Raw genomic sequence first — 24,901 nt, forward strand, 5'->3', positions numbered from 1 at the left:
TCTACTGCTGATCTTCGACATAAATTCCGGCAGAAATAATCGCTCCGCCTATCTGCCGACGGCCATAAAGGAGCGGTACCGGGTAGCCTTGCGCCGCGGTGTTTGTTACACCACCGAATGCGTATGATGCACGGTTATCTGCGCTTTGTTTGCTGACCAGACCTGCAGGTTGAGGAGATAGCATTTGGACAACACCTCCCAGCATCATGGCTGCACCGAATTTCGCAGCCCCGTATCCCACTGCTGATAGAGTGCCACCTGTGAAATAGCCAATGGCTACCCCAACAACGACGAGCACGGCGCCAAGAATTGTCTGTAATACACCGGCTTTTTTACTTCCTATTACAACCGGGACAATTCGAATAACTTCACCGGTTACCGGAAAACCAAAATCATCCTTTCCGATATTTTTTTTATCTTTGAAGACGGCGTAAGTCAGGCCCCTTGTTTTGCTGGTGATCAGGAATTTCTCCAGCCCGTTTATAGTTTTTGTAAGAGAGTTGATCGCCTCAGCGGTTGTGCGTATTAATCGATGGTGAACCTTTCCGTAGGTTTTACCCAAAACACCGCCGAGCTCAATTCGGGTCATGACCTCTGACATTTTCTTTCTCCATAAAAAAAGCCACCAGAAGGTGGCTTAGATTATTTTTTACTTTTCAAAGGCATGATCTGGCAGCCGTAGCCCAGTGATCGTTCCATCCTTTCGCGACGGCGTAAACTTTAACATCGCTTCCGCCTGCTTCTGATTTATCGATATTCACCACTGAAAGGGCCCCGAAAATATCGTCAGAAGCTGTTATTTTGTAACCTGACTCAGTTGGTATGCTGGAACTTGAAGATCGAAGCTCCACCCATTTAGGGGCCAGACATCTGTTAACCTGATCTGCACTCTTTGAAGTGTGCTCAGAAAGAATAGGCTTTTGGGATTCGAGGGAGTTTACAGAGCAGCCAGCCAAACCAATAACTAGCACCAAGAATAGCTTTTTCATTTTCATGCTCCTTTGAAATTTCGTAAAGGTTAGCATAGAGATTTGTAACGTAGAATCTTCATCGTTCTTTCCTGCCAGTAGCCACCATACGGCACACGCTGGCTCAGATGGCCGTACAGGTGGTGCAGCAGCATATTTCCCTCCAGCAGAATTCCCGCGTGATTCCACTTATCAGCCTGGACCTGCATGATCACCATATCGCCGGGTTTCGGGGGCCCGTCGAATTCACGGAATCCGCACTCATACCAGCAATCCTGATAAAAGTTGTCCGGATAGTCGTTTTCCCACCAAGGATAATCCACCCGGTAATCGTGGAGCTCGATGCCGTGCGTTTGCCGGAAATAGCTCATTACCAGCCCCCAGCAGTCGAAGTGTCCAAGCACAAACGGACGCTCCAGCAGCGGCAGTTCTCCGCGCGGCTGGATGGTGCGTAAATCCCCCTCAGGCCAGCTCACGATGTGCCAGGGTAAAAGCGTTGCATCGCATTGCGCCTTATCCAGTTCGCTCGGCTGCGTCGTGGCGTCAGGGTGGCTGTGAGCGATGGCGATCACCGTACCCCAGTCCTCAGCAACTGCGTAATCTTCCGGGCAGAGGACAAAATTGTCCTCCGGCGCCTCGGCAAGATTTCGGCAGGGGAAGTACCGCTCAACGCGGCTTTTCTGCGCCACCACGCCACAGCACTCGCGAGGATATTCACCTGCAGCATGCGCCATAATCGCATCGATGGTTTTCTGACGCATATCAACTCCTGATCAAAGACGTGCCGGGGAAGCCACCAAACGAGAGTTCGTTATTTTCACCGAATCGGAGTTTGCAGGCCGTCAGCGTGCCGTTGCATTCATCCAGCGACGGATCGCTTACTGGGTTGTTGTTTTTATCGAAATAGCGGGTTCCGGCATAGTCGCAGCCGTCGCCAGTGCGATATTTATTCCGGATGCACCAGGTACACAGGGAATGAAGCTGTCGCGTCGGGATCATTTGCCCCTGCAGGTCCATCGGGCTGGATAGCGTGAACTCAACCACTTCGTTCGTTTCACTGCTCTTTGCATCGATGTAGAAAACCTTCAACTTTTCCTGGGTCGGATCAGCTGTTGGATTGCCGTCGGCAAAGTTAATCGCGTCAAGATATTTTCCCAGCGTGTCATGGATTGTCACTTTCGCCTGCAGCATATCGTCATAAGCCAGGCAGAGTGCCGTTATGGAGCTATCAAGGTTAGCCACCGATAATTTTGGCTGCGCGCTGCTTCCACTCGTAGACGCTTCGATCCCCTCAATCTGGCAGGGCCAGGCTTTATACTCCTCACCCTGCCACCAGATTGATTTAGCCGGGAGATTATTTTCGTCTCCCCCTGCTGCGACAATTTCAGCCTCAGTATGAGCCAGGTTGTAGCTGTGAAATCTAAGCACCTCGCCTGTACCAAAGGCCGTTCCATCGACCTCATAAAGCCTGACTGCATCGCCGGGCTCAAGCTTCTGATAATCTGCATTGAGACTCATGGTTTGAATGCCTGTTGGAAAGTTGCGGAAAGGGAGTAGTTCTCACCGCCCATCGGTGTGGGCTTATACTCAGCACAACGATATAAGCCGAGCTGCTCAAGCGGTGGTTTCCACTGAAACGCTTTTGTACCTCCATGCCTGTCAAGAAAGGTTTTTATCGACTGAATGTATTCCTCAGTTCCAACAAAATTCATTTCCCATTGTTGGCTACGAGGATTGATACCGTCGCCAGAAATCTGCTCGTAACCATCCCCAAACTTAGCGCTTCTTGTCCTGAACGAAACGGTTTGCGTCGGGCTAACTCTGGGGCTCCAGGAGAAGGTTTCGATAGCCATGTTTATCGGGTTCCTTTCATTGCATTCCAGATATCACCACCAGGGCGGATATCACGCATGACATTTTGCTTATATCGCTGATCGACAAAACGCCCTACATCAGCACCGAACTGTTCCAGCCCTGAGGGAGACTGTGTGGATGTATTACCTTTTGAATCAATAGTGATATAAACCTTCGGCGCCATGTCGCCTCCCGCTCCACCACCATTAACAGCACGCACCCCAAGGGAACCATCAGCTGTGCGGGTCAAAGGCATGATCGCTTCTGGTCCCGCCTCCCCCATTATCCCAGCCCCTTTCGCGAATGCGAAAAACGTAGGGTTATCTACGACCTGCCCGCTGAAAGCACTCAAGTCTGAGGAGGAATAAACGCCGCCTTTAGCATTGAACTGGAAGTTGCTCCCATAATCGGCAATTGCTGTCCCTGAACTGGCCGCCGCACCGCTACCAACAGCACCAAACACACTCGAACCTACGCTCATGATGGAACTCAGAATCGTATTAGTTAGCAAAGCCTGGGCTGCCATATCGACGAGGTTCTGAATTATCGACTGAGTCAGCGTGGAGAACAGGTTGATCATGCCCTCTTTAAAGGTCTGGGTTTTAGTCAACAGCCCCGTCAGGACATTAGTGGTACGCTCCCGAGTAGCCTCCACTAAGCCGATCGCCAGATTATTGAAGTCACTCTGTGAGCGATATAATTCCAGCGCGGTCTGATACTGAGCATCAGCAGAATCTTTACTGCTCTTCTGCATCAGCATTTCGTACTGCTGCTTACTTACTGCGCCATTGCGATAATAGGTCTCGATCAGGCTTTGCTGCTGTACGAGTTGATTTCTTTGCTGGGCGAGCGGATCAACGTCCCCTGCAAGCTCAAGACGTGGTGCTGAAATAGCATTAGCCTGGGCCTGTAGGATTTGTCGCGATGTCTCCTGTGAAAGGGTGACACGCGCTGCCATAAACTCCTTTTCAGTAAGTAGACGGGCATCAAGAAGCGACTTCAGCTCCTGGCTTGCCTCCTTTTCCTGATTGATTGCCGATCGCGCGGGTGAGAACTGCTCAGCAAGTTCTGCGCGTTGCTTCTGGTAATTCTCAGCATTCATCAGCAGCGTGCGTTGCAGGTCCTGCTCACTGGTTCCATTTTTACGGGCGGCTGCGATTAGCTTTTCCTGGCTGGCTTTTTCCTGAAGATCAATTTTGCCAAGGCTGGTTGCATGAGCCTCTTCAATCTCCCTGCGCAGCTGAAGGTACTGATTGACTGTATCCTTCCTGGCCTTTTGAGTATCTTCACCGGTCCACGGAGTAGTGACCCCCTCACCGGCCTTAGCCGTCTCCGCAGTAATAGTTTTGATGTCACTCGCGAGCGATTTGGCTTGATCTGCAATCCCTGTCTGGACCAAAAACCGTGCCTTACTGACGTTCTCAAGATTAGACTGTGTTGTTTCTAACCCCTTATTCACAGATTCGAGATCAGCTTCAGCGCGTTTTTTGCTGTCCTCTACGCCTTTTTTCTGTCGGAATGGGTCAAAACCACCGAGGCTATCAAGCCTGCTGTCTGCGTCCTGAATCTCCTTGATCAGCTGGTTGCGCTGGGTGACCTGATTTTCATACTGGTCTTGCAGGTCAATCTGCTTAACGGCCAGTTGTTTATCAGACATCTGCATCAGCGCAGCAGTAGTCTCAATAACAGCATCCTTGAGGTTAATTGCTGACTGCCGGGCATCCTTCGCCTGCTGATGAAAATACAGTAGCGCCGAACCTGCCAGCATTGCTGCGCCAAACGGTCCACCAACCAGTGCTAAAGCCCCGCGAGCAAGTCCAACTGCAACCGAGGCGGCCCGAGCAGATACTGAGACCTGGCGATTTGCTGCAGCCAGCTGCATTTTCGCTCGGGTTGCCAGATTCGTTTGCTCGGTTTCTTCTCGAATTAACCGGTTAAACTCCCCCTGGTAATTAACGTTCAGGCCTTGCTGCCTGGCGGTCTTCTCCATCTGGCGGTAGTACCCAAACTCGGCATCATTTCGCTTAAGGGTGGCGGCAGTTGATTCAAGCGTTTTGCGTGCACCATCAGCCTGGGCAGCAGCCGCAGCTTTTATGGCTGCCTGATTTTGTTGCCAGGCGCTTACGTTTTCGCGAAGACCTGCAGTTAGTTTTGTCGAGAGAACGGGGATCAATGTGTACAAAGCTACGCTTGCAACAGCATTGAAATTATCGGTGAGCAGGTTTATTCCATCGGTTACTGACTGAATGCCTGAACGCAGTGGGCCGGTACTGCTTTGACCAATCTTAATGATCATGCCTTCAAACGCACTGGTCAGCCCCATGATGTCGCCATTCAGGTTATTTACGCGAATAGCGGCCTGCTCATGAGCAGTCTGGGTGCCGGTGAGGGCCTGGGTTAATGCATCAAGTTTGCTGCGGTTGTCCACCAGCACGGAGGCCGCATTGATATTCTCAACCCCGAAAAGTTTTACAGCCTGTGCGGTAGAAAGATTTTTCTTCGACAGGTTTTCCAGCGCGCCACTGAGACCTACGACTGAAGGTTTTAGTGTTTTGTCAGTGCCTTTCTCAAGGGACAGGATCACGTTTCTTAACGCGGTACCTGCTTCACCGCCTTTGATTTCACGCTCTGCAAGAACCTGAATCGCTGCGTTCAGCGTTTCAAAACCGACTCCTGCCTGTGCAGCGGCCACACCACCATTTTTGATGGCTGCGGCTGTATCTGCGATTTCGGATGCCCCGAACTTGGCGCCAGCTGCCAGCACGTTGATATAACGGTCAGCTTCCTGAGCCCCTGCTCCGAACTGATTAAGTGAAAGTGCGAGAGTACGGGTTGCGTCAGGCAAAGTTGAGCCTGCGGCCTGAGCAAGCGTAAGCGCGCTCTTTGTCGCCGCAGTAAGCCCGCCTGCGGTCTGAAGAAGTTCAGGCTTAGCAGACGCCATCAACTTCAGAGCTTCCACAGCCTGGCTCGCACTGTATTCCGTGCTGCGCCCCATTTCCTGAGCCGCTTCATCGAGCGTCTTTAACTGAGTTCCCGTCGCACCAGTGATGGCTGACAGATCGGACAGAGCCTGCCCGTATTCTCGGGTTGTCGTGATGATTGCGCCAAGAGACAAACCGGCACCCGCAAAACCTGCCAGACGACCAGCAACACTGGTAATGGTTTTACCCATCCTGGCATAGGCTTCTTCTGTCTTTTTAGCATCTTCTTGCGCGTTACGGTTGAAACGCTTTGAGGAGTTCTCAGCATCGCCGTATGCGCCCATCAGCTGAGATTTAAAATTGGCTGCGTTGAGATGCAGCCCGACGGCAAGGGAGGCAACGTCAGCCATTACATTAATGCTCTCATAACGGCCGCACACTGATCGTCAACATTACTGACTGCAGCGGGAGGCGGGGTTTCAGGGGGTGGCCCACTCTCCTCGCCTGGACGGCTAATAGCACCGGTACGCAGGAAATACGCGCGCCAGTGGTAGAGAGTTTCTACCGGGAGTGAAGCTATCTTTGACGGATCGGGCTCGCCCCAGCGGTCAGCCAGCCAGAAAATCAGCTCAAGCCAGGGCGAGTTGGTTAGTTTTTTTCCGCATCCTCAAGCTTGCCAATAGCATGCTTTTTAACGGTGGCAATAGCGTCCAGCAGCGCCACGTTGTCATGCGCTTGCAGCAGCTCTGCTGCAGTTGGTTTGTCTTCAGCTGCGATAAGGCTGCCGTCAGGCTGAACAAGGCAGTCGACAATCAGCTGTACGCTGAGCTCTGAAGCTTTACGGGCATCTTCGGCGATCTGACTGTCACGCAGCGCTTCTTCATGATCGATAAGTTCGCCAGCAGTCATTCGGCGAAGATGAACGGTGGTGCCAAAAATTTCTGTGGTAACAACGGCGCTTTTAGGCTTCAGAAGAGCTGATTTCAGTGCAGAAACATCGATAGTAGACATAGTTTTTCCTGAGAGTTAGATAATAAAAAGCCGCCAGAAGGCGGCCAACAAGCATTTCGGTAATCAGCTGCCCGCTGCAGTACCCCAGGTGATGTTGTTCTGTTTTCCCTGAACGGTAATCTGAATGACTTCACTTGCCGGGGCAGTGATTTCATTCATCTGCCAGCCGGACAGCGCCAGGATCATATTCGCTGTTCGTCCGTTTGGCAGTTCAACGTAAAACTGCACGGTTTCTCGGTTCTCTGCTGCGTTGAGGAAATCGGCAAAGTCCTGATTGGCTGGATCGTCGATAAAGCCCAGCGATTTTTCCGGGCCTTCAGGCAGGTCAGAAATAAACTGTTTACTGGTATCAATCAGCGTAGTGCAGTCTACAAAGCTGCCCGTCTGACCAGTAGCACCCAGTGCTTTACAGTTGATGAGGGGTTTCATTGTTGCGACGTCGCTGCCCGCGGCGCCCCACATAACGACGGTGCCAGCAGGCAGCATCGCGTACTCTGGCGAAGTTTTGTCAGCCATAATTTCTCTCTCTTTGAAGGTGGCAGCTAGCGCTACCGATGGTTTTCAATGCGGTCGCGTATTTCTATCGCAAGGATGCGTAGAACTTTCGCTTTCTGATAATCCAGCGCTGGACGAATGAAGGGGCTGGCGACCTGCTTAACGGTCCCCACCTCCTGCGCCAGCGCTTTGATGAAGTGCTTTTTGCTCGGGCCAACACGAAGATAAACAACCGCATTGCCTTTAGCTTTCGAAGAAGATGAGCGGATTTTTATTGAATCGCGCATGTGCTCATCTTTAGCTGATTCGTCATAACCAGCATGCGCTTTCATATCCTCCATAACAGGCTCAAGAGCCGCTTTCCCGGCATCCCGTAAAACCTGTGTACCAACCTTTTCACCAAGGGCAAGGAGCTGACGTTCGAGTTCCTGAAGCCCTTTCACCTCCATTCGGATCATGATGACTCCTCATAAAAATAAAGTACGTAATCGCGGATGAGCCTGTACTGAACTTGGTTGCTGGTAAGGGTCGCCTTGTCCTGCAGAATATTTCCACGCTGGACATATTGAACCGGATAACCTTCAAGCTCACCGTGGATAATGCCTTTCCAGTTAGCCCAGATAGCTTTATCCAGTTTTACCAGCCCGGTGTAATCACCCACTTTGTACATAGAGATTTGAAAGCGGCCAGCTATCAGTCCTGTGCGCACCATGCCGTTTTCGATATCAGGATCTGAAATCAGCTGAAAAGTAATGCCGTTTTGCTCGTTGTCTGGCAGCAGGAGAGGATAAACAGCCATTCCGGACAGACGTTCAAGCGAAGTTTTAATTGCCTGTTCTATCATGTCGTATATCCCTTTCAGCCGTAATTACACATCGATCATGATTGCTACGGTCAACAGCGCGTACGGTGAAGACCTCTTCATTCCACGTTATTTTCCAGTCAGCCTGAATGTCTGGACGAACCCGGATCGTGAATAGCCAAGTTTCAACCACCTGCTGCTGGTCTATTGTGCGGATTTTTCGATTGGATACGTTTTCAGCCTTTGCCCATACAGTCGCAACTTCCACCGCGATTGACGGGAGAGGTTCGCCAAGCGGCCCTCGCTGAATTTCCAGTTTCTCTAATCTGATGCGTTTGTTAAGCTCGCCAGCACGTAAAGAACTCATAGGCCATAAATCCTGTAAGGCTGAAGAAGAGCTTCTACGGCGAAGGGAACCTGAGCCACAGTCTCACCGATAACCACAGATTCACGATTCGCGTACCAGTGACCTATCAGCAGTAACATGGCCGCTTTAACATCATCATTCAGTAAAATCGGGTCCGGGTCGTCTGCGTAGCCAGGGGAGCTTTGGTTTTCATAGAGCGTTCGCCTTGTCCATGTCTGGACGTAACGCGCCGCCGCACCTGTGTAAATCTCCAGCAGAGCATCATCACCCGTAAAGTCGGTATCAATGCGGCAATGCTGTTTCACCACATTCTGATCAAGCATCTGTTTGCCCCAAAAAAAGCGGCCCGAAGGCCGCAATATTTATCAGCTCCCCGCGCCGGTGCTGAATGAACCGTACACGAACGCCTCAGGGCGTTTCACAGCCAGCGCCAGACGTTCTTCGCAACGGATGGTGATCATGTTTTTCTCGAAGTCGTCGGCGTTCTCCGTGGAGATAACCACGTTCGCATCTTCGCGGTCGAAGATTTGCGCCCCAGCGTTGAAAGCACCAGTCAGGAATTTACCCTGGAAGGCCGCCGCTTCCGTGGCTACAACCGGCAGGCCCCAAAGCGTCGGTCCAGTCAGCGCCGCAGGGTTAGCCAGAATGTATCGGCCCAGGCTGTCTTTGGTCAGTTCGATCCGCGCCCAGTCAATGAAGTGAAGAACGTGGCCGGATGCCGGGAAGCGCGCCAGTTGCGCCTGCAGCATTGCCAGACGCAGATCGTCAATACCGCTCTGCTGTTCTACAGTAAACGCCGGGTTAAATGCCGACGCCTGAGGAACAATGCCGTGCAGATGCACGCCGGTACCATCACCGAAGAGAATTTCCTGCTCTTCCGCGTACTTCAGTCCGTAGCGCATTTCTGCATCAACGGTTGACTGCAGCTGTGCGAAGTCATCCAGGATCTGCTTTGAGGCTTTGAACAGGTGAGCGATGGTGCTTACGCCAGTGATTTTCGGCGTAAACTCAATTTCGCTGTATGGTTTCTGTGTATTTTCAGGAACCACTTTCGCGTTGTTGGTAAAGCCAGTCTGTTGCACCCAGAAAATAGCAGGGGAGGAAGTGCGGCCAGGCGCAATCAGATCGCGGATAAACAGGCGCTGCTTCGGTGCCGTATCGATGCCCGGAATTCGCTGTGGTTCGATAACGCCATCAGGCACATCAGCAGAAGTCAGGGCAGCCTTCACCGGGATGCTGATACGTTTGCCACCTTCCACCCCGGAGGCAAAGGTTTTCAGCGCTTCAGCAGAGATCACCTGCTGACCGATTGACTCCACAACATGCTTCGCGTTTGCCAGCGGCATCTGGGCAACATGTTGCTCCAGTTCGCCCATAGCTGCCTTCAGCGTTTTTTCTGCCTCACGCAGTGCGTTGAACTCAGAAGCCATTTTATCGACGGCTGCCTTTGTTTCTTCTGACAGCTTGCCGGACTTCTGCGCCTCCTTCACTGCTTCTTCTGCTTTCGCGTTGAACTTGCCGGTTGCCTCTTCAATGCTGGCCGTGACTTTTTTCAGAATATCGTTTACTTCAGACATAAAGGGTCCTTATTTGACTAACGCCGCCAGGGCGCTTTCAAGTGAATTGATGGTTTCAGGTTTGATGTCTTCGGCAGCGCCCGGCGTACCGTCGTTGGTGGTGACAGCGCCAGGCATGCCACCGGATAAGGCTTTAATGAGTTTTCTGCGCTCAGAGCGCGGTGTGTTGGTCTTGGCCAGCAATGCATCTAGTTTGCGAAGCGCAGCAGCAGGCGATTCGTCGCCGTCGCTGACCGCATCAGCAGAAAGCAGGCTGTCTGCCAGTCCCTTCGCCACAGCATCACTGCCACCGATATAGCTTTCCGCGTCCATCAGCTTCTGCACAGCGGCCATATCAAGGCCGGAGCGCGCCGCGTAGATGTCAGCCATAGCGGTATCGAAGGGTTCCAGTGACTGTGCCAGTTCTGCAAAATCATGGCGGTTTCCCATCGCGTATACCCAGCAGTTGTGGATCATCAGGAAGGCACCGCGGCCAATCTGAATATCATCCCCGGCCATCGCAATTATCGAGGCGGCGCTGGCGGCAATGCCCAGCACCTTCACCGTTACACGGCCTTCGTATTCGCGGAGCAGGTTATAAATAGCCAGACCTTCGAACATGTCGCCGCCCGGTGAGTTGATATTCACCGTGACGTCGGCGCCGTTCATAGCCCGAAGCGCACCGGCAATACGTTTAGCTGTTACCCCTTCGCCCCAGTAGTCCTGCCCGATCACATCAAAAACAGAAATGCTGTTATCGTCGGTGGCCGCCGCTTTGATCCCGCCGTCCCAGCGGTCCAGTGCGGACGGTAATGTTTCACAGGTAACGCGCGCGCAGGGGCGACCCGCCGGTGCTACCGGAAGTTGTTTTTTGCTCATCAGGAAAGTGCTCCTAAGCGGCCTGTTTCAGCGGAGATTGTTCAAAGGAAATATCGGGGAATACGTGGTTATGCAGCTCTCGCAGGGCCAGTGCCTGAACAGCAGGGTTGCTGCTTTCGAGATTTTTCAGTTGCGTCAGGTTGAGCTGAACGGTGTAAATGTCGCCCCCTTCAATCGGTGGCATGTTCTCCAGACGGCGAACATCATTTCGGGACATCCAGCCATTCTGAAGCGCGCTTGTATAGTATGCCGCGCGACCGGCACTATCGGCTCGCAGTAGACCTTCAACAGAGAATTCTGCAAACACTTCGTCATCGCTGTCGAGTAAGCACCGGCCAATTTCCTGCTCAATATTTACCAGCAGCGGTCGAAGGGTATGCGTCAGGAACTGCAGGTTCATCCCCTCAAGACTGGATGCCCAGCTGCTTTGTTTCGTGGTATGACCGACCATGAAAGGCGGCACGCGAAACCAGCGACAAATTTCCTCAATACTGAAAGAACGGCTTTCCAGCATCTGGGCATCTTCAGGGTTCATGGTGACGCCCTGATACTTTAACCCGCCTTCAAGTACCATTATCTTTCCAGCATTTTTAGAGCCGGTAAATGCAGCCATGTAGCCACGAAGCCTTTCACGTTGTTCATCACTGAGAGCATTTTCAGCGGAGAGAAAACCTGAACTCTGAAGCCCCTGTTCAAATATCTTTGCCGCAGATTCTTCAACAGCCATGGCGGCACCGATCACATCCCGGCCCGTTTTCATCGGCATCATGCCGCAAACGCCATCCAGACCGAATCCGCGAATGTGCATGATGTTTTTGACGGGAATGACGCGCTCGTTACCGTTTTCAGTGTATTTGTATTCCAGCGCTCCGGTAGTAAGACGTTTAACCACCATGTTCTGCGGCAGCAAAGGCACCAGCGAAACCAGGCGATTCGCGATGAATTTCTTCTCAATGAAGGCGTTCCCGCGCAGGCAAATACTGGCTACCACCATCAACATAAAGCGTGATGGAGTCATTTCTGAATTGGGACGACGACACAGTACAGAATAAGCCGGGTGGTCGGTTGCCGCTTTACGCGAACCGTCAGGCTGTCTAACGTATATTTTCAGCGGAAGGGTTGAAATAGACTCGCTTAACAGCCTTACGCATGCCCATACAGCCGATAGCTGGATGGCTTTATCGGCCGTTACCACCTTTCCGCTGCTGCTGGTACCAAACCATTCCTCCCAGAACGTGCCGGTAGTCAGGCTGATAGGCACACCAAGCCAGTTAAGCAGAGCACTTTTAACCCTGCCTGGCCGTTTGTTTTTTTTCATCAGAAACCTACCATGATGGGATTATTAAAGAATCCGGAGAGATCCTGCTGGTCGTTGCCACCGTTAACCAGAACGCGGCTCATTGCTGTGAACAAGGCCGCAGGGCCATCAATCTTGGCCTCAGGTGTGGACTTATTCGGGAAAATGTTCTCGTTACGGTCAGGTTTGACGGTTACGTTGGACATCATCCAGTTCATCACCGGATGGTTGCTGTGATGGAAGCGGCCTCCGTATACCAGCGCCTCGACCTCTTTCATCGCCTCGGAGAAATTGCGGACCGTCTGCGGCACTTCCACCAGCGGCAAACCTTCCTCTGCCAGCGCGAGGCTGAACTGCGTGGCACTCCACGGATCGAAGCCAATTTCTTTCAGGTTCTCACCAGCAACCCACTGTTGCAGTTCTTCCTTAATTTGAGCGTGGTCAATAACATCACCATCCGTCAGGATCAGTTTGTCAATTAGAGCCCAGTTTTTATAGTGTTCGGCCATCTGACGGGAGCATTTGTCGAGACGACCTTCGGGCAACCAGAATTTAAAATCAGCGTGAACATGCCCATCTGGTGACCGCCATACTTTCACCGCAGCGCAGATATCAATTTTGTTTGAAAGGTCAACACCAACCCATAATGGATAGGTTTTAAGTTCGTGCTGCGGGGCGATAAACTCGCACTTTTCCCACTTCATCATGTCCATCCAGGCCGACTCAGCGGTAACCCAGATATTCATGTGCTTGGTGAAAAAGTTAATCCTGGCTGAAACCTGCTCTTTCGCCTTTTTAGCCAAGCGGCGCAGGTCATCCCAGCGCTTACAGATACCCAGTCCCGGATTCGCCTTCTGCCAGACGGTTTCATCAAAGGGATCATCGCCTTCGTCCAGGGTGTAGATGATGGCAAAGAAAGTATCGTCTTTCACTGCACCTTCCACATCGCTGTTGAAACCACGCAGGACCTTGATTGCGTAATCGCGTAGTTCGTAACAGATGCCTTCTTTGTTGAAGCCGGCAGTGGTGATACCGAAAAGCAGAGATTGCAGGCGCGCGCCGGTGGCCGTCTCAAGAACGTCCCAGACGTCACGGGTTTTATGAGCATGCAGCTCGTCGACGATGGCGCAGTGGATGTTCAGGCCGTCGAGGTTATTTGCATCTGACGATAATGGCTCGAATTTGGAGGCCGTTTGCTCCTGGTAGATAGCGAGCTTGTTGAATTCAAAGATCCGCCCAAGAGTGGCTTTCGCCTTCTTGACCATATTTTTCGCGTCTTCAAAAACAATTCTCGCCTGGTCACGGGTTGTAGCAGCGGAATAAACCTCCGCCCCGCCCTCGCCGTCGGCACCAGCCATATATAGCCCTACGCCGGAGCAAAGCGTTGATTTGGCATTTTTACGGGCCACCTCAACATCTGCTGTACGGAAACGCCGAACCATCACCGGCCGACCGCTGCCGTCCTTACGCAGGACGATTTCTCCCGTTTCTTCGTTAACCAGTGGGATAACAAAACCAAAAATATTAATCAGGATAAAAACATGCCAGTCCATCAGATCGATAGGCTGGCCTGCCAGCGCGCCTTTTACGTGAGGCACAAAATTATAGAAATTCAGAATGTGCTGCGCGCGCGGCTCACTGAAGAAAATACCGCGCTCTTCGCCATGTGCCAGATCGTCAAGAAAACGCTGGCAGGCAAGGCGCACATACTCACAGGCAATAATCTCCCCCGCAACCACCCTCTCGGCGTAGCGGATGCCTTCTGCAACCTTAGCCATTAATCCCTCGCATTCATAAACTCGGTCAGCGGATCAACCGCATCAGGACCTTTGGCATTCACCTTAGAACGGCTGGCTGGCGTCATACCAAACTCACCGAGCATGGCGCGCAGACGTTTCCAGGCATCAGCTTTCATGATGGCCGCCGGGTGAGCCTTTATCAGCACATCCCCGCTCTGCGTTTCGGTCCGGTAGGTGTAACCCTCAACTTCAAGCGTGTCGCAGTGATGCCGGTATTCGGTATAAGCCTCAACCAGCAGCTCAAGGGCTCTGGCGTCCAGCTGAGACATCACACCGATAGCATCAAGCTCGTCGGCCATCCGTTTAAACCAGTATTTCCCCTGCTTGTCGAAATGCTTCGGCGTTGGGGGTACCCCTGAAGGGGGTTTTGGTTCGTTCTCATTGATCGGGCGTTTTGATGGGTTACCCCTCACCAAACGTAGATGGGTCGGGGTTTTCGGTGGTCCAGACATAATCGAAAACTCCTATTAATCATCGAATGGGGGACCCCTAAAAAAAGTTTTCTAACCTGCGGCGATGTGAAAAGAGGCTAGGCGGCGGTCCTTTGGCGCGTCGTTCCTGAACTTTCAACCCGCCCTCCCCCTCGGTTGATTCAAATGAGAATTGATATCATTTAAGTCTTTCGACCGCTGTCTTCGCCCTGTGGCAAGGCTTGCAGAGGCTTTCGAGGTTGGACAGGTCATCGGTCCCCCCATTTGCTTTGGCGGTGATGTGGTCCACCGTCTCAGCGGGCGTGTACCTTCCATTTCGCAGGCATTCCTGACAAAGGTGTTTGTCTCTGTCGAGAACGATTGGGCGCAGCCTGTCCCATTTGCTGCCATAACCTCGCTGATGCCTGCTCTGCCCTCGCTGATGCTGCTGCCAGCCTTCGTTAAGGTGCTTGGGACAATAGCCTGAGCGGTCTGTGGTTGTGCCAGGACAACCACGCTTGCGGCATGCCCTCGGTATTAACGCAGGCATTAGGCTAACCTCCACGCCCTGCGGCGTTCTGTTCGAGGCGCTGAGTCAGGGTGGCGCTCAACCGGTTCGCCGTCAGCGTGGTCCACCAGCGAGTAACACGGATAGACCACTGAACCGGCCCAGGCATCACCCACTGCAAAATCGGCAGGCTTATCACTGTCCCATCGAGATAGCACACGGTTTATACGGTGAGGCGGTACGCTGTAGCAAACACCATGAATCAGCCGAGGAAACGAAATGAATTCATATCGAGCTTTATCAGCAATGATTAGCCGTTCGGCTATTTGCATCTGGTACTGAGGAGGCCGACCAGTTCCGAGGTAAAAGCTCAGAAGGTCATCTGGGCAGCGCGCTAACCAGTCGGTTACCTTTTCGGTGAATCCGGGTACCGGCAATGCGTCGTCTTCCAGCACCACCACCCGGCAGGGTTGGCAGGCAGCCCACTCAAGCGCGCGTCGATGATTCCAGTTAGCCCCGTGATTCCCTTCATCGATAAGCAGGTGTGCACCAAGTTCACCAGCCAGCAATGCTGCTGAGGCAAAGCGGGAATGATGGCCAACCACAACAAACTTCACTTGTGTTTCCACCATGTGGCCTCCCCACCGATACCATCAGTTTTGAAAATGGTATGTACCAGAGGGCCGGTGACAAGCCTGTCAGCAAATGACTTCGCGACAATGCCGAACGCCAGCATATCGCCCACCGCAGCGCCAACCTGTTCTTTCTTCCAGAAACGATAACTCTCGATCCTGTAGTAAAGACGGATGATGCCGTGAGCAAACGCCATGACATCAGCGCGGGTACCGCCCAGAAGACCAGCGTTAAGCATCACATCGTTCCGGTGCGCTTCAATGAATTCCTGATAGATACGCTCAGGATGATTCTGTTTCGCCCAGGTGTCGGCGTAGGTCTTCGGTTCAGAACCGACGTAAACAGTCCCGGGCTGCATTTCTTCCCACGGCGCGCGAAGCATTTCGACGTCGGTACCATCGGTACACCAGACGAACCGATATTCAGGGTGATCGCGCAGGTGCTGCCAGATATGCAGCCAGCGTCGGAAGTAGACATTCATCTTCACGTCAGGAACGCGGTACAGCTCAACGTCTGCCGGTGCCGTCTGCAGTTCATCCACCAGCGCGATACGGCCACAATTCCGGAGCGATGAGGCCCATTTAGCCAGCATGTCAGGTGAGGCGGCCATTTTCGTACCGCGCTGCGGGTCTGGCTGGCTGGTTAGTAACGTAGTGATAACCACGTCACGCTGCCGCCGATACTCCACGTAACCGGTAAACCCGGCATCACGCCGTTCGTTGTGGATTTTAACGTTACGTTCCACCAGCGCCTGCCGGTCTGGTTTCGGTACCGAACGCTCCACGGCCTCATGCTCATCAAGAGAATGAATCAGCTTTTCTGAATCAGTTACATCGGCATAAGCCCACGTAGTCAATCCAGCGTTATGAATGCGCAGGGCGAGATCGCTGTGTTCGTACATGCCGCGACCGTATACCGGATCGAATCCGCCTACCTTCTCGATGGCGCTGCGGTGGTAGTAAAGCATCACCCCGCGCTGACCGGTGTAAGCAACATGCTTATCATCACGGTACAGCTCCGCCATGTCGTGAAGCTTATTGCGACCGGCCAGATCCAGAAACTGGTAAGCCAGGTGCGGTTCAGGTGATTCGATGTAAGGGAGGTGCCAGTTGTCAGCGATGGGCCAGGCGTCATCATCCCATAAAAAAAGATGTTCGCACCCGGCATCCATCAGGGCTGACAGGCTGGCGTTCTTCGAAGCAACAATGCCGAGTGATGTTTCATGGCGAAGCAACTGCACGCCGTCAGGTCCTACCGCGGCCGGTTTCGAACCATCATCTACAACCACCACCAGCGCTCCAGCTGGCAGGTGCTTCATGTGCTGTTCGAGCGCTCGCTTCAGAACGTCAGCGCGCTGGTGTGTGGATATTGCAATGCCGATCCGCGATGAAGCGACGCTGGCGGGAGCGTATGGGACACCATCAATAGTGACCTGCATAAAACCTCCCGTCAGAATCCGCACTTATTAAAAGATGAAGGTTTGCCACTTATGAGTTTGTTTCCGTCTTCCTTAACGGCACCGATAACCACTCTTGGATTTCCTTTTTTATCTGCAATAACGATTGCGTCACTGCGAAGGAAGGTTCTCAGGCCTGCTTTCGATTTGCTGCCTAATTGCATATGGATTTTCCTTTTAGACGTGAGCCTGTCGCACGGCAAAGCCGCCGAAAGTTAACGGTTTGCCCAGGCTCACAGCTGAAAGACTTTCTTTGATGTGCGCGTGCGATGCGCATAAAAAAGCCCCGACTGTACGAGGCCTATTTTTGCTTGTCTGTAACTTAGATTTGTGACATCTATAATCGATAACAATGCTATGGACAGTCTGAATGAGGTTAGTGATGTATGTGCTTTACGTTATCCTGATGTTGCTTGCTGCCATATGGATAGTTTTAATCTTCGATATTAACGAAGCTACTCATCAACTTATTCGATTAATAGATTATTTTGAGGAATTCTTTACAGTCCAATAAATCCAATTAAAAGGCCTGTTCTCTGTTTTTCATTTCCTGACAGTTCGCCTGCCACGCTTTGTTATGCGCCAGGATGTCTTTCTTCGTCTGCTTATCCAGTACATCCCAGTCGTGATCCGTTCCGTAAATGGGTTTAACCCAGTCGCAAGCCGTGTCCACTACCTCAACCCTTGCGGGTCCAGTCTGTGCGCAGCTCGCGATCAACATTGTCATCAGGCATGTGGTTAACAGTCTGCTGTACATTGCTGGCCTCTTTAGTTGTCTCAACCCGGCGTTCTGCTGCTGCGACCGTTGCCGCTGCGTTATCTTCGGTGCGCTGCTGGTCTGCTTTCGCTTCCGCTTTGCTGGTTCCGCGTGAATGACCTAGGCCAAACGCGGCAGCGATAGCAGCAAATACTGCTACAACGAGTCCGGTGATCATCTCAAGCGTCATATAACCACCCGTTCCTTTACCCAGCCATAAACAAACGCCTCGTTCGCGCTGCGCTGTTCCGCCAGTTCGAGATAACGCTGACCCTGGCTACAATTCAGGGCCCGAAGCATAACCAGCTCACCCTCTTTTCCGCGCCGGGAAAGATAGCTTTTTAACGCGCTGATGGTTCGCGGACCGATAAAGCCATCGGCAATCAGATCGGGATATAGCGTGCCCTGAATGTTGAACACGTTCAGCCAACGCTGAAACCATTTGGTCTGCACCGATGGGCCCATGTTAACGCCGGTATCGCACAGTTCGGCAGCGATAGCTGGTGATACCTCAGAAACAAGGTCGAAGCGTGGCCCTGTCCAGTAATCAGCCGTCAGGATATCCAGCGCCTGCTGGCGTGTCAGGTTTCGCATATCTCCGGTGAATCCGTGGGCGCGAGCTACCGCTTGTGTGATCCCCCAGTTTGTTGGGCCGCCTTTGTCGTCGGGGTGATTAACGTACCCGCCCTCTTTGCCGAGGATGGCATTAAATATTTCGTCTTTGGTCACGTTGTGCTTTCCCCTGCGATTCTTGCGATGTTGCCCCTTGCTCGCCATACGGCAATGCAGACAACAAGATTGACAACCAGCTCTCCATAGTCGACCTGCACGTAATCACCATGCCAGATGCGGAAAGCGGTAAACGCTGGTGCGAGGATCAGCCCATACGCGAGAAATTCCATCAGACGTCGACGGCGTAAGCTCCGCTTCCTGAAGAACATCAGACGTATGGTGATAAGGATGCATGCAACAGCGTTAATGTTCAGGATCAGTGTTTGCCACGTCATTCTTCCCCCTTCAATCCGGGTAAGTCTCCTGTCTTCGAGCGCTTGAGAACGCGAAGCAGGACGGTGACAGAAACCGTTGAGGCCGCCAGCGCACCAATGGCTGGAGATACTTTCACGGCAACTGGCGGAGAAAGGTGACTTAATGCCGCATTGATAAGCGCCGCGATGATTTCAGATGCTGTTGCTGCGCAGTAAATCCCGCCAATGAACGAGATAAGCGCGAACAGTATCTGCTTCCAGAGTTTGTGGTCTTCACTACTCAGGACGTAAAGAGCGGCCCCGGCAAGTGAGCAAAGCATTACGGCAGGCGTAGCTTCTGGAAACATCGTGGCGAAGGTGATTCCGGTAGTACCGGCAGCAACACCAGCAGTTGCCGTAGCAGATATCGGTTCTGCGGACATTTAGCCCCCTCTTATTGCCGTGAGTCCTCTCATAAAAATTGAGGGGAAAGTTTTCTTTTTATCTGTAAAGGTTCAAAATACATATTTTAATAAAATACATACCATCTAATAGGAGGTAAGAGATTTGCTTTACAAATACATAAAATCAGAGCATGCGGAAATGTTTTTCCAGAATGGAACATTGAGAATAGGAACTCTTTTAGATTTCAAAAAAAACGAGACTTTCAATGAAGCCATCGGAGATAAAAAAGAAGGTTCTCATTTCCCATTTATGGGTATAGACCAGACTTTGTATATTGATGAAATGACTGAATCTCAATCATCATTTCTCAGTGGCTTTATGGATTTAGGCGCTGGATCATCAATAACTGGTATGAAGTTAGTCCGTGAAATCAGTTCGGAAGATTTCTATGTTTTCTGCATGACTACAGAACCAAGCAGAAAAGCGATGAATGAATTTGATTGCGACACTTGCATAGAGATTTTTAACCCTATTTTATTTATCAATGCCTTGACGAATAAGATAAGACGAACAGCAGGTGATATGGTATGGCATGGCGAAATCACTTATATGGATAAGGAATATCCTTACTTTATAGATGCTAAGTTACACCCTGCTCAAACAAAAGATATTAAATATTCTTATCAGAAAGAGTACAGGGCCATCTGGCAAAGAAGGAGCGTAACACCTGTTGATACCATTTTGAGCCCTATATTTATTAAGGCTCCAAAAGCAATAAAGCATTGCAGGGTCATTAAGATATAAAAAAACCCGCGACTTAGCGGGTTCTTTATGTTTTGTAGCTCAATTCGCTTTAACGTCCCGAGCTTAACACAATTTAAGCACTTTCTTGCTCACTATGCAACTTAAATCTGTCGCCATTTGTGCCAAACGCGTCACAAATTGGAGCGTACAGGATCGATTCTGCCAAACTTATCCAGGTGTCAATGCGGCGTCGGCATGTGATGAGGGTCCAGTTAGGATGTTTTGCATTAAGCTCCTTGGCCATCCGCAGTTTGCTCTTACGGAGTCGGTGGCGGTCGACGATGACGCCATAAAGTGATCGGTAGTCGTCATTCATCAGGACGGAAGCAATAACACCATCCACCTTAAGGCCCTCTTCGTCGGAGCAGAACGCCAGGCCGCTTTTGTTTTTGCTGTCGAGAATTTCACGCAGGTATGCTTCCAGCTCAGGTTTAGTGATGCCGGATTTTTTCATGCGGCGCAGTGCATCGTTAATTGCGGTCTTGGTAATTTTCCCGGAAGCAAGCAGCTGGTTGAACATGTTTCCTCCAGAGCCTCCACCGATATAAGACCAGCGACCCCACATGCGGAGCTTACCCTGTACCCAGATGCTTTCGAGAGTGCGAAGGCGAACCATCTCGCCGGATTTGCCAACTTCAGAAGGATTGATCATCTTGCGTCTCCACTTACGCCAGTACGCCGATTTGCAGCGCACGATCTAAAAACCGAAATAACAGCACCAACTGGTCGCCGTATTTCGCTTCAAATGCCACAGGATCAGCGTGCAACTCATCGTGATGCGCTCTGCACAGCGGTATCACAAACAGGTCATGCGCTTTGGTACCCATTCCACCCTGCCCGTGGCCAATCAGGTGGTGGGGGTCGTCTGCCGGGTTATTGCAGCAACTGCACTGCTGCGACTTCACCCAGCGGGTGTACTTATCGTTCTCCCATCGGCGGCGCTTCGGCCTCAGCATGAAAGATTCCGGTGATTCAGGATCGACCTTCACCGAGACTATCTTCTTAACTTTCTCCTGGAGTATTTCAGTTGCCGGTAATGAGGGAACAATATCGCTTTCCCGCATCACTGAGGTGTGCGATTCAGGCGTAATCCGGAGCGCCTGGTTAGCCACTGATTCAGGAATCAGGTCAGCCAGATCGTTACGTACCATCCACCAGCAAAACTCCGGCAGCGTCAGGGTGTGGTCAGCGCTGAAACCCAGCATGATATTCACCCTTTCGAGCAGCCATTTTACCAGGTTCTGCATGGCAATTCCTGCCAGTCTTTCAGTAGTTTGTTCACGCAGTTGGTTATCGCATCCCCAGCACAGGCGAATGCTGCCGGGGGCGTGGCGTAGCAGAGTGAAGTCCTTTGAGTGCCATTCGTTGTGCGGCCACTGACATTCGAATTTACGTTCCAGCCAGGCATCAAGGCCACTCAGTCCACCAGCACGCTGAATAACTCTCTCATTCAGGAAAAGCTCCTGCACACTGACATCATCCGTCAGTGGCTGGTGTGCTTCAGGAATCAGTCCAGATGGCAGATGCTGGATTGCTTCGGATGGTGTTTCAATCACTACCCGGCCACGACGAAACAGCCACAACAGTTCGTTACCAGGGCGAAACAGCACAACCCCGGACATTGGCGCGACTTCAGGTGTCAGTATGGCTTTCACGCAATTTGCCCCTTAGCGATATGTTCAGCCCACAGGCCGCCAATCCAGCGCACGCCCTTTGCAGTAAAGCGGGACTGATTGAATGCGTAGTTAGTCTGGTTGGTGGTCCCTGTCTTAACTTCGAAGCGCCCTGCTTCGATGTGCTTGCTCTTTGGTGTAAGAACACGGTTTAACCGGTACATGATGCCGTTCTCAATGAGGAACATCGCGAAGTCGGGTTCTTTGGCGTTAAGGAGCTTGGCAACCTGCCGGAACGTCATTGAGCCAGTGGCTTTGACATAACGATCAACAAATTCAGCCTTAGGCGCTGCTATGGCCAGTTCTTCACTCAGGCGTTGCTTCTGTTCAGCAAGGTCGGCAGCGAGGCGAAGTGCTTCAGGTAGTGTTTGCGGTACCACCATCCCGGCCCCGCTCTCCAGTTCCTGCCAGCGGTCAACCAGACGGGCGGTAAACTCCGGGCACAGCTGCGCGACGATCACATAGCTGTCTCGCTTGTTAACTTCGTAGTAGTGGTAAACCTGCTGGTTCTGAGGGTGGGTGTACTGCAATGCAGCATACCCCCCAATTACGCCAGAATTCATGAGGCGCTCGATGGTTACACAGACGTTGCTGTGGCGCGAGTCAACCAGCTTTGCAATCTCACGGCTGGACATCGTTATTTGCTGACCCATAGCTGCGGCGTGGTGAGTCGGACACATTACGGTGATATTCATCTGATTCATGCTCTTCTCCACTTATCAGGCGGCTGCACCCGCCAGAGGTTCATGTTTCTTGATCGATATCTCTACTCGTCCACCGGGTACTTTCGGCCCCCACTCCACCAGCATTCTCTGCACCTGGCTGTCATCCTCCCAGATGCCAGCGTGAGTAAGCGCGTCAAACAGAGCCTTGTTGTAGTTGTCGATGTCGCGGCGCCGTTCGTCAGGTGGATACAACATAATCTCGACGGCAGCTGGTGCTGTTGAAGGTTTTGGAAGGAAGCGAAGCTGCTCGACGATAGCCACACAGGCAGCGCTTTGATATGCCCTGCCTTTGGCGCTGATAAGATGACGGCCTTTTAACGGCCCCTTATTCGGGGCTCGCCAGTAAGTGTTTACGCTCGGCGGGAACGGGAGCACCAGTTTCATAAAGTCACTCCCTGTTTTTTCAGCCATTCAACAGCGTTATCTCTCGCCTTGTCTCCACCAGATAAAAGGTCTCTAACGATCGATACCGGATCTGCAACCCAATCAGTTTTGACAACGGAAATGCCCCTGGCAACGCCAGGAGCAATGGAGATGTAACCCTTTTTCTTAAGCGCCTTCACGTGCTCAGCAGCAGCGTTTTGCGATGAGCAACCAATCAGTTCTGCAAGCTCTATCAACGTTGGTGGGAAGCCAACCTTTTCAATGTGAACCTTGATAGCTTCATACACTTCACTTTGACGCGGCGTTAATTCGATCATGACTCGACTCCATAACGCCCGTTCAGGCGTCCGATTACGCTATTGAACATCACCAGGCTGACGCCCATCGGTTTAACCTTCTCGTGGTACTCCTTCAGGATCGGAGGTACAACGACGTTCCAGCTTGGCTTCGGCTTTTTCTTCAGGGCTTTCTTAATGGCATCTGAGCATTGACGGGCAACGTCACGAAGCGTGTTCTCCTGCTCGATTGATAGTTTTTTCAAGCAGCCTCCGTCGTCTTTTTGAAGGAGTGAGCAATTCGTGCCGAAGCAATGGTTACGTAATCTGGATTCAGGTCGATACCGATGAAGTTAAAACCTTCCTCGGTGGCTGCCCTACCTGTACTCCCACTACCCATCCATGGATCAAGCACGGTACCGCCAGGTGGAGTAATCAGCCTGCAGAGATAGCACATCAGTGCGATCGGCTTAACGGTGGGGTGATTGTTTTTCGCACCTTTGGTACGCCCGGCACCGGCTCGCGGGTCGTTTATGCCGACGCTCCCTTCTTTGCGTCCGCCGGTCATGTCGCTGGCTGACGTCGCAATGAATCTCTCGAGACCTTCATCGCGCTCTTTCGGTTTTACCTTGGCGCAGTAGAAGAACCTGGCGGCGCTTTTGCTACTATCGATGCGTGGAGTTGATTCGTGTCGCCGGTCCATTTGCCCGTAGCAATTAGCCGCTCCCATTTTCGAACTGGGCTCATTTCCGGTAAGCGACCCTTGCTGGCCTTTCGCATCCGGAAAAGCTGACACTACAGCATCGCTTCCATCGTGAATGATGTTTGCCGGCCAGCGACCTTCTGGTTCCTGCTCGTAATCGGCGACAAGTTCGGTACCATCACGATGGTGTGAAAGCAAACCGCCAGCACCGCCATTTAGCGCCTCGTAGGTAGGGATGCGGCAGGCATTGATATTGATCGCCCCGGTGCCGTGCTCAGCCATGTTCGCCGACACTGTTTTTTTGAAAGGTTTGCGCGCCATGACGATCGGTTCATGCGCAGGCTTCAGAGCCGTTCCCCAGCCATCAAAATCGCCATCGAGGTTATGCGACTTTGGAAAGCCACTGCCGTAAATCCAGAGGATTTGGTCGCGGATTTCGAACCCGGCATCCTCTACGTTAACGACAAGCCGGTGATATGTACGGGAGCCGCCAAACGCCATAAGATGTCCGCCAGGCTTAAGGACGCGCAGGCATTCCTGCCACTGCTCAACGGTGGGAACGTCGTAATCCCATTTGTGGTTCATGAAGCTCAGACCGTAAGGCGGATCAGTCACGATGGCATCAACGGAGTTATCAGGTAGTGATTTTAGGACCTCTTCGCAGCGCCCTACGTGTAATTGATAGGTCATAAATTAAGCCCCTGAAAAATCGAAGGTGTCAGTAATTGAGAGAACCAAAACCAGTGAGTTTTTCATCAGATATTCCTCCCCTGACCTGCCAGACACCATGCGTCAGTAGGCGTTTTTATTTTCGGTACCATGCTCAGGCAGCGCTGGCGCTCAATCAGTATCTTCATTCGCTGCTCTTCGTCTTTTGAGCGGTTGAATGCTTCCATCAGAACCGTAGCCGCACGCTGGAAGAGCCCCTTTTCAAAGAGGCCTTGTGCTTTTTCCATCATCGCGGTTACTACCGGGTTCGGTGCGGCTTCCTGTTCTGATGCAGCTGGTGCGTCAGCCCGGTTAATTTTCAGTGCAGAACGCCCTTCGCTCACATCCCCACCCGGCGCTTTAGCAAAATACTGCTAGCACTTGCCGTTGTGCTGGCGGGTAGCGCGATTCAGTTTGACCAGGTGGCATACCCCGCGCTGAACAGCATGAACGTCGTACTGTGGCATTGATGCCGCAATCTCTTTGTTCGTTAAGCCAGGGTTGGTGGCGATGAAAATCTGAATATCTTTCAAAAGGCTCATGTAT

Annotated in this window: 36 protein-coding genes; 1 reads left to right on the top strand and 35 read right to left on the bottom strand. The window is 52.0% G+C overall.

The features are described 5' to 3' along the window. Position 1: 1 nt before the first annotated feature. From ACMGGQ_RS12440 to ACMGGQ_RS12565, 26 genes are all read right to left on the bottom strand, one after another. Complete coding sequence (locus ACMGGQ_RS12440) at positions 2–601, bottom strand: tail assembly protein (protein WP_420290094.1); 600 nt, start codon at positions 599–601, stop codon at positions 2–4. Between the two features lie 55 nt (positions 602–656). Next, positions 657–989, bottom strand: a complete 333-nt coding sequence (locus ACMGGQ_RS12445) for a hypothetical protein (protein ID WP_223861874.1) — start codon at positions 987–989, stop codon at positions 657–659. A gap of 29 nt (positions 990–1,018) precedes the next feature. Next, positions 1,019–1,729 carry a C40 family peptidase gene (locus ACMGGQ_RS12450; RefSeq protein ID WP_165472972.1) on the bottom strand — a complete coding sequence of 237 codons (711 nt, stop codon included), beginning with the start codon at positions 1,727–1,729 and terminating at the stop codon, positions 1,019–1,021. A gap of 1 nt (position 1,730) precedes the next feature. Further along, the gene (locus ACMGGQ_RS12455) at positions 1,731–2,486 is read right to left on the bottom strand and encodes a phage minor tail protein L (protein WP_420290095.1); all 756 of its coding nucleotides are present in this window, start codon (positions 2,484–2,486) and stop codon (positions 1,731–1,733) included. Beyond that, positions 2,483–2,821, bottom strand: coding sequence for a phage tail protein (locus ACMGGQ_RS12460; RefSeq protein WP_058691597.1), 339 nt, complete (start codon positions 2,819–2,821; stop codon positions 2,483–2,485). The genes ACMGGQ_RS12455 and ACMGGQ_RS12460 overlap by 4 nt, the downstream gene beginning before the upstream one ends. A 2-nt stretch (positions 2,822–2,823) precedes the next feature. After that, on the bottom strand, positions 2,824–6,153 hold the full coding sequence (locus ACMGGQ_RS12465; RefSeq protein WP_420290096.1) for a phage tail tape measure protein: 3,330 nt from the start codon (positions 6,151–6,153) through the stop codon (positions 2,824–2,826). A gap of 238 nt (positions 6,154–6,391) precedes the next feature. Continuing rightward, positions 6,392–6,754 carry a phage tail protein gene (locus tag ACMGGQ_RS12470; protein ID WP_165472975.1) on the bottom strand — a complete coding sequence of 121 codons (363 nt, stop codon included), beginning with the start codon at positions 6,752–6,754 and terminating at the stop codon, positions 6,392–6,394. Positions 6,755–6,817: 63 nt separating this feature from the next. Beyond that, positions 6,818–7,270: a major tail shaft subunit gene (locus tag ACMGGQ_RS12475; RefSeq protein ID WP_032104401.1), complete on the bottom strand. Its 453-nt coding sequence runs from the start codon at positions 7,268–7,270 to the stop codon at positions 6,818–6,820. A gap of 32 nt (positions 7,271–7,302) precedes the next feature. Beyond that, positions 7,303–7,707: an HK97-gp10 family putative phage morphogenesis protein gene (locus tag ACMGGQ_RS12480; protein WP_115465886.1), complete on the bottom strand. Its 405-nt coding sequence runs from the start codon at positions 7,705–7,707 to the stop codon at positions 7,303–7,305. Next, complete coding sequence (locus ACMGGQ_RS12485) at positions 7,704–8,093, bottom strand: hypothetical protein (RefSeq protein ID WP_165472977.1); 390 nt, start codon at positions 8,091–8,093, stop codon at positions 7,704–7,706. The genes ACMGGQ_RS12480 and ACMGGQ_RS12485 overlap by 4 nt, the downstream gene beginning before the upstream one ends. Next, a complete protein-coding gene (locus ACMGGQ_RS12490) occupies positions 8,074–8,418 on the bottom strand; it encodes a phage head closure protein (RefSeq protein ID WP_420290097.1) in 345 nt (114 codons plus the stop codon). Before ACMGGQ_RS12490 ends, ACMGGQ_RS12485 begins: the two co-directional genes overlap by 20 nt. Continuing rightward, positions 8,415–8,741 (bottom strand): head-tail connector protein, encoded by a 327-nt coding sequence (locus ACMGGQ_RS12495; protein WP_113787962.1) that lies wholly within the window; start codon positions 8,739–8,741, stop codon positions 8,415–8,417. The genes ACMGGQ_RS12490 and ACMGGQ_RS12495 overlap by 4 nt, the downstream gene beginning before the upstream one ends. A 42-nt stretch (positions 8,742–8,783) precedes the next feature. Beyond that, positions 8,784–9,995 (bottom strand): phage major capsid protein, encoded by a 1,212-nt coding sequence (locus ACMGGQ_RS12500; protein WP_126349041.1) that lies wholly within the window; start codon positions 9,993–9,995, stop codon positions 8,784–8,786. A gap of 9 nt (positions 9,996–10,004) precedes the next feature. Continuing rightward, positions 10,005–10,853, bottom strand: coding sequence for a head maturation protease, ClpP-related (locus ACMGGQ_RS12505; protein ID WP_063217331.1), 849 nt, complete (start codon positions 10,851–10,853; stop codon positions 10,005–10,007). Positions 10,854–10,866: 13 nt separating this feature from the next. Further along, complete coding sequence (locus tag ACMGGQ_RS12510; protein WP_126349043.1) at positions 10,867–12,171, bottom strand: phage portal protein; 1,305 nt, start codon at positions 12,169–12,171, stop codon at positions 10,867–10,869. Further along, a complete protein-coding gene (locus ACMGGQ_RS12515) occupies positions 12,171–13,928 on the bottom strand; it encodes a terminase large subunit (protein WP_126349044.1) in 1,758 nt (585 codons plus the stop codon). Before ACMGGQ_RS12515 ends, ACMGGQ_RS12510 begins: the two co-directional genes overlap by 1 nt. Continuing rightward, positions 13,928–14,401, bottom strand: coding sequence for a phage terminase small subunit P27 family (locus ACMGGQ_RS12520; RefSeq protein WP_058679251.1), 474 nt, complete (start codon positions 14,399–14,401; stop codon positions 13,928–13,930). Before ACMGGQ_RS12520 ends, ACMGGQ_RS12515 begins: the two co-directional genes overlap by 1 nt. Positions 14,402–14,558: 157 nt before the next feature. Then, positions 14,559–14,909, bottom strand: coding sequence for an HNH endonuclease (locus ACMGGQ_RS12525; protein WP_032619870.1), 351 nt, complete (start codon positions 14,907–14,909; stop codon positions 14,559–14,561). Beyond that, the gene (locus ACMGGQ_RS12530) at positions 14,909–15,499 is read right to left on the bottom strand and encodes a hypothetical protein (RefSeq protein WP_420290098.1); all 591 of its coding nucleotides are present in this window, start codon (positions 15,497–15,499) and stop codon (positions 14,909–14,911) included. Before ACMGGQ_RS12530 ends, ACMGGQ_RS12525 begins: the two co-directional genes overlap by 1 nt. After that, on the bottom strand, positions 15,481–16,938 hold the full coding sequence (locus ACMGGQ_RS12535; RefSeq protein WP_420290099.1) for a glycosyltransferase family 2 protein: 1,458 nt from the start codon (positions 16,936–16,938) through the stop codon (positions 15,481–15,483). The genes ACMGGQ_RS12530 and ACMGGQ_RS12535 overlap by 19 nt, the downstream gene beginning before the upstream one ends. A gap of 11 nt (positions 16,939–16,949) precedes the next feature. After that, positions 16,950–17,120, bottom strand: coding sequence for a hypothetical protein (locus ACMGGQ_RS12540; protein WP_158409082.1), 171 nt, complete (start codon positions 17,118–17,120; stop codon positions 16,950–16,952). A gap of 356 nt (positions 17,121–17,476) precedes the next feature. Beyond that, on the bottom strand, positions 17,477–17,629 hold the full coding sequence (locus ACMGGQ_RS12545; RefSeq protein ID WP_248269890.1) for a hypothetical protein: 153 nt from the start codon (positions 17,627–17,629) through the stop codon (positions 17,477–17,479). Positions 17,630–17,633: 4 nt separating this feature from the next. Further along, positions 17,634–17,903 (bottom strand): hypothetical protein, encoded by a 270-nt coding sequence (locus ACMGGQ_RS12550; RefSeq protein WP_420290100.1) that lies wholly within the window; start codon positions 17,901–17,903, stop codon positions 17,634–17,636. Then, the gene (locus ACMGGQ_RS12555; protein WP_420290101.1) at positions 17,900–18,490 is read right to left on the bottom strand and encodes a glycoside hydrolase family 108 protein; all 591 of its coding nucleotides are present in this window, start codon (positions 18,488–18,490) and stop codon (positions 17,900–17,902) included. The genes ACMGGQ_RS12550 and ACMGGQ_RS12555 overlap by 4 nt, the downstream gene beginning before the upstream one ends. After that, complete coding sequence (locus ACMGGQ_RS12560) at positions 18,439–18,720, bottom strand: phage holin family protein (RefSeq protein WP_000220248.1); 282 nt, start codon at positions 18,718–18,720, stop codon at positions 18,439–18,441. Before ACMGGQ_RS12560 ends, ACMGGQ_RS12555 begins: the two co-directional genes overlap by 52 nt. Next, on the bottom strand, positions 18,717–19,121 hold the full coding sequence (locus ACMGGQ_RS12565; RefSeq protein WP_049121639.1) for a putative holin: 405 nt from the start codon (positions 19,119–19,121) through the stop codon (positions 18,717–18,719). Before ACMGGQ_RS12565 ends, ACMGGQ_RS12560 begins: the two co-directional genes overlap by 4 nt. A 124-nt stretch (positions 19,122–19,245) precedes the next feature. Here ACMGGQ_RS12565 and ACMGGQ_RS12570 point away from each other — a divergent pair, with 124 nt between their 5' ends. Next, positions 19,246–19,887: a hypothetical protein gene (locus ACMGGQ_RS12570; RefSeq protein ID WP_420290102.1), complete on the top strand. Its 642-nt coding sequence runs from the start codon at positions 19,246–19,248 to the stop codon at positions 19,885–19,887. Between the two features lie 73 nt (positions 19,888–19,960). On the opposite strand, the gene ACMGGQ_RS12575 is transcribed toward ACMGGQ_RS12570, so the two are convergent. The 9 genes from ACMGGQ_RS12575 to ACMGGQ_RS12615 form a co-directional block, all read right to left on the bottom strand. Further along, entirely contained in the window at positions 19,961–20,539 is a 579-nt protein-coding gene (locus tag ACMGGQ_RS12575; protein ID WP_420290103.1) for a DUF1133 family protein, read from the bottom strand. A 13-nt stretch (positions 20,540–20,552) separates the two neighbouring features. Further along, positions 20,553–21,542 carry a DUF968 domain-containing protein gene (locus ACMGGQ_RS12580; RefSeq protein ID WP_420290104.1) on the bottom strand — a complete coding sequence of 330 codons (990 nt, stop codon included), beginning with the start codon at positions 21,540–21,542 and terminating at the stop codon, positions 20,553–20,555. After that, positions 21,539–22,195, bottom strand: a complete 657-nt coding sequence (locus ACMGGQ_RS12585) for a phage antirepressor KilAC domain-containing protein (protein ID WP_420290105.1) — start codon at positions 22,193–22,195, stop codon at positions 21,539–21,541. Before ACMGGQ_RS12585 ends, ACMGGQ_RS12580 begins: the two co-directional genes overlap by 4 nt. A gap of 84 nt (positions 22,196–22,279) precedes the next feature. Further along, positions 22,280–22,669, bottom strand: a complete 390-nt coding sequence (locus ACMGGQ_RS12590; RefSeq protein WP_023338483.1) for a RusA family crossover junction endodeoxyribonuclease — start codon at positions 22,667–22,669, stop codon at positions 22,280–22,282. Further along, positions 22,666–22,986, bottom strand: coding sequence for a LexA family transcriptional regulator (locus ACMGGQ_RS12595; RefSeq protein WP_420290106.1), 321 nt, complete (start codon positions 22,984–22,986; stop codon positions 22,666–22,668). Before ACMGGQ_RS12595 ends, ACMGGQ_RS12590 begins: the two co-directional genes overlap by 4 nt. Further along, positions 22,983–23,210, bottom strand: coding sequence for a hypothetical protein (locus ACMGGQ_RS12600; protein WP_420290107.1), 228 nt, complete (start codon positions 23,208–23,210; stop codon positions 22,983–22,985). Before ACMGGQ_RS12600 ends, ACMGGQ_RS12595 begins: the two co-directional genes overlap by 4 nt. Beyond that, positions 23,207–24,337: a DNA-methyltransferase gene (locus ACMGGQ_RS12605; protein ID WP_420290108.1), complete on the bottom strand. Its 1,131-nt coding sequence runs from the start codon at positions 24,335–24,337 to the stop codon at positions 23,207–23,209. Before ACMGGQ_RS12605 ends, ACMGGQ_RS12600 begins: the two co-directional genes overlap by 4 nt. 65 nt (positions 24,338–24,402) lie before the next feature. Further along, positions 24,403–24,699 carry a hypothetical protein gene (locus tag ACMGGQ_RS12610; protein ID WP_420290109.1) on the bottom strand — a complete coding sequence of 99 codons (297 nt, stop codon included), beginning with the start codon at positions 24,697–24,699 and terminating at the stop codon, positions 24,403–24,405. 30 nt (positions 24,700–24,729) lie between these two features. After that, positions 24,730–24,897, bottom strand: coding sequence for a hypothetical protein (locus ACMGGQ_RS12615; RefSeq protein WP_420290110.1), 168 nt, complete (start codon positions 24,895–24,897; stop codon positions 24,730–24,732). Positions 24,898–24,901 lie beyond the last annotated feature (4 nt).

This window comes from Enterobacter sp. BNK-13, assembly GCF_048685015.1.
In the GTDB taxonomy this organism is placed as follows: Bacteria; Pseudomonadota; Gammaproteobacteria; order Enterobacterales; family Enterobacteriaceae; genus Enterobacter; species Enterobacter quasiroggenkampii.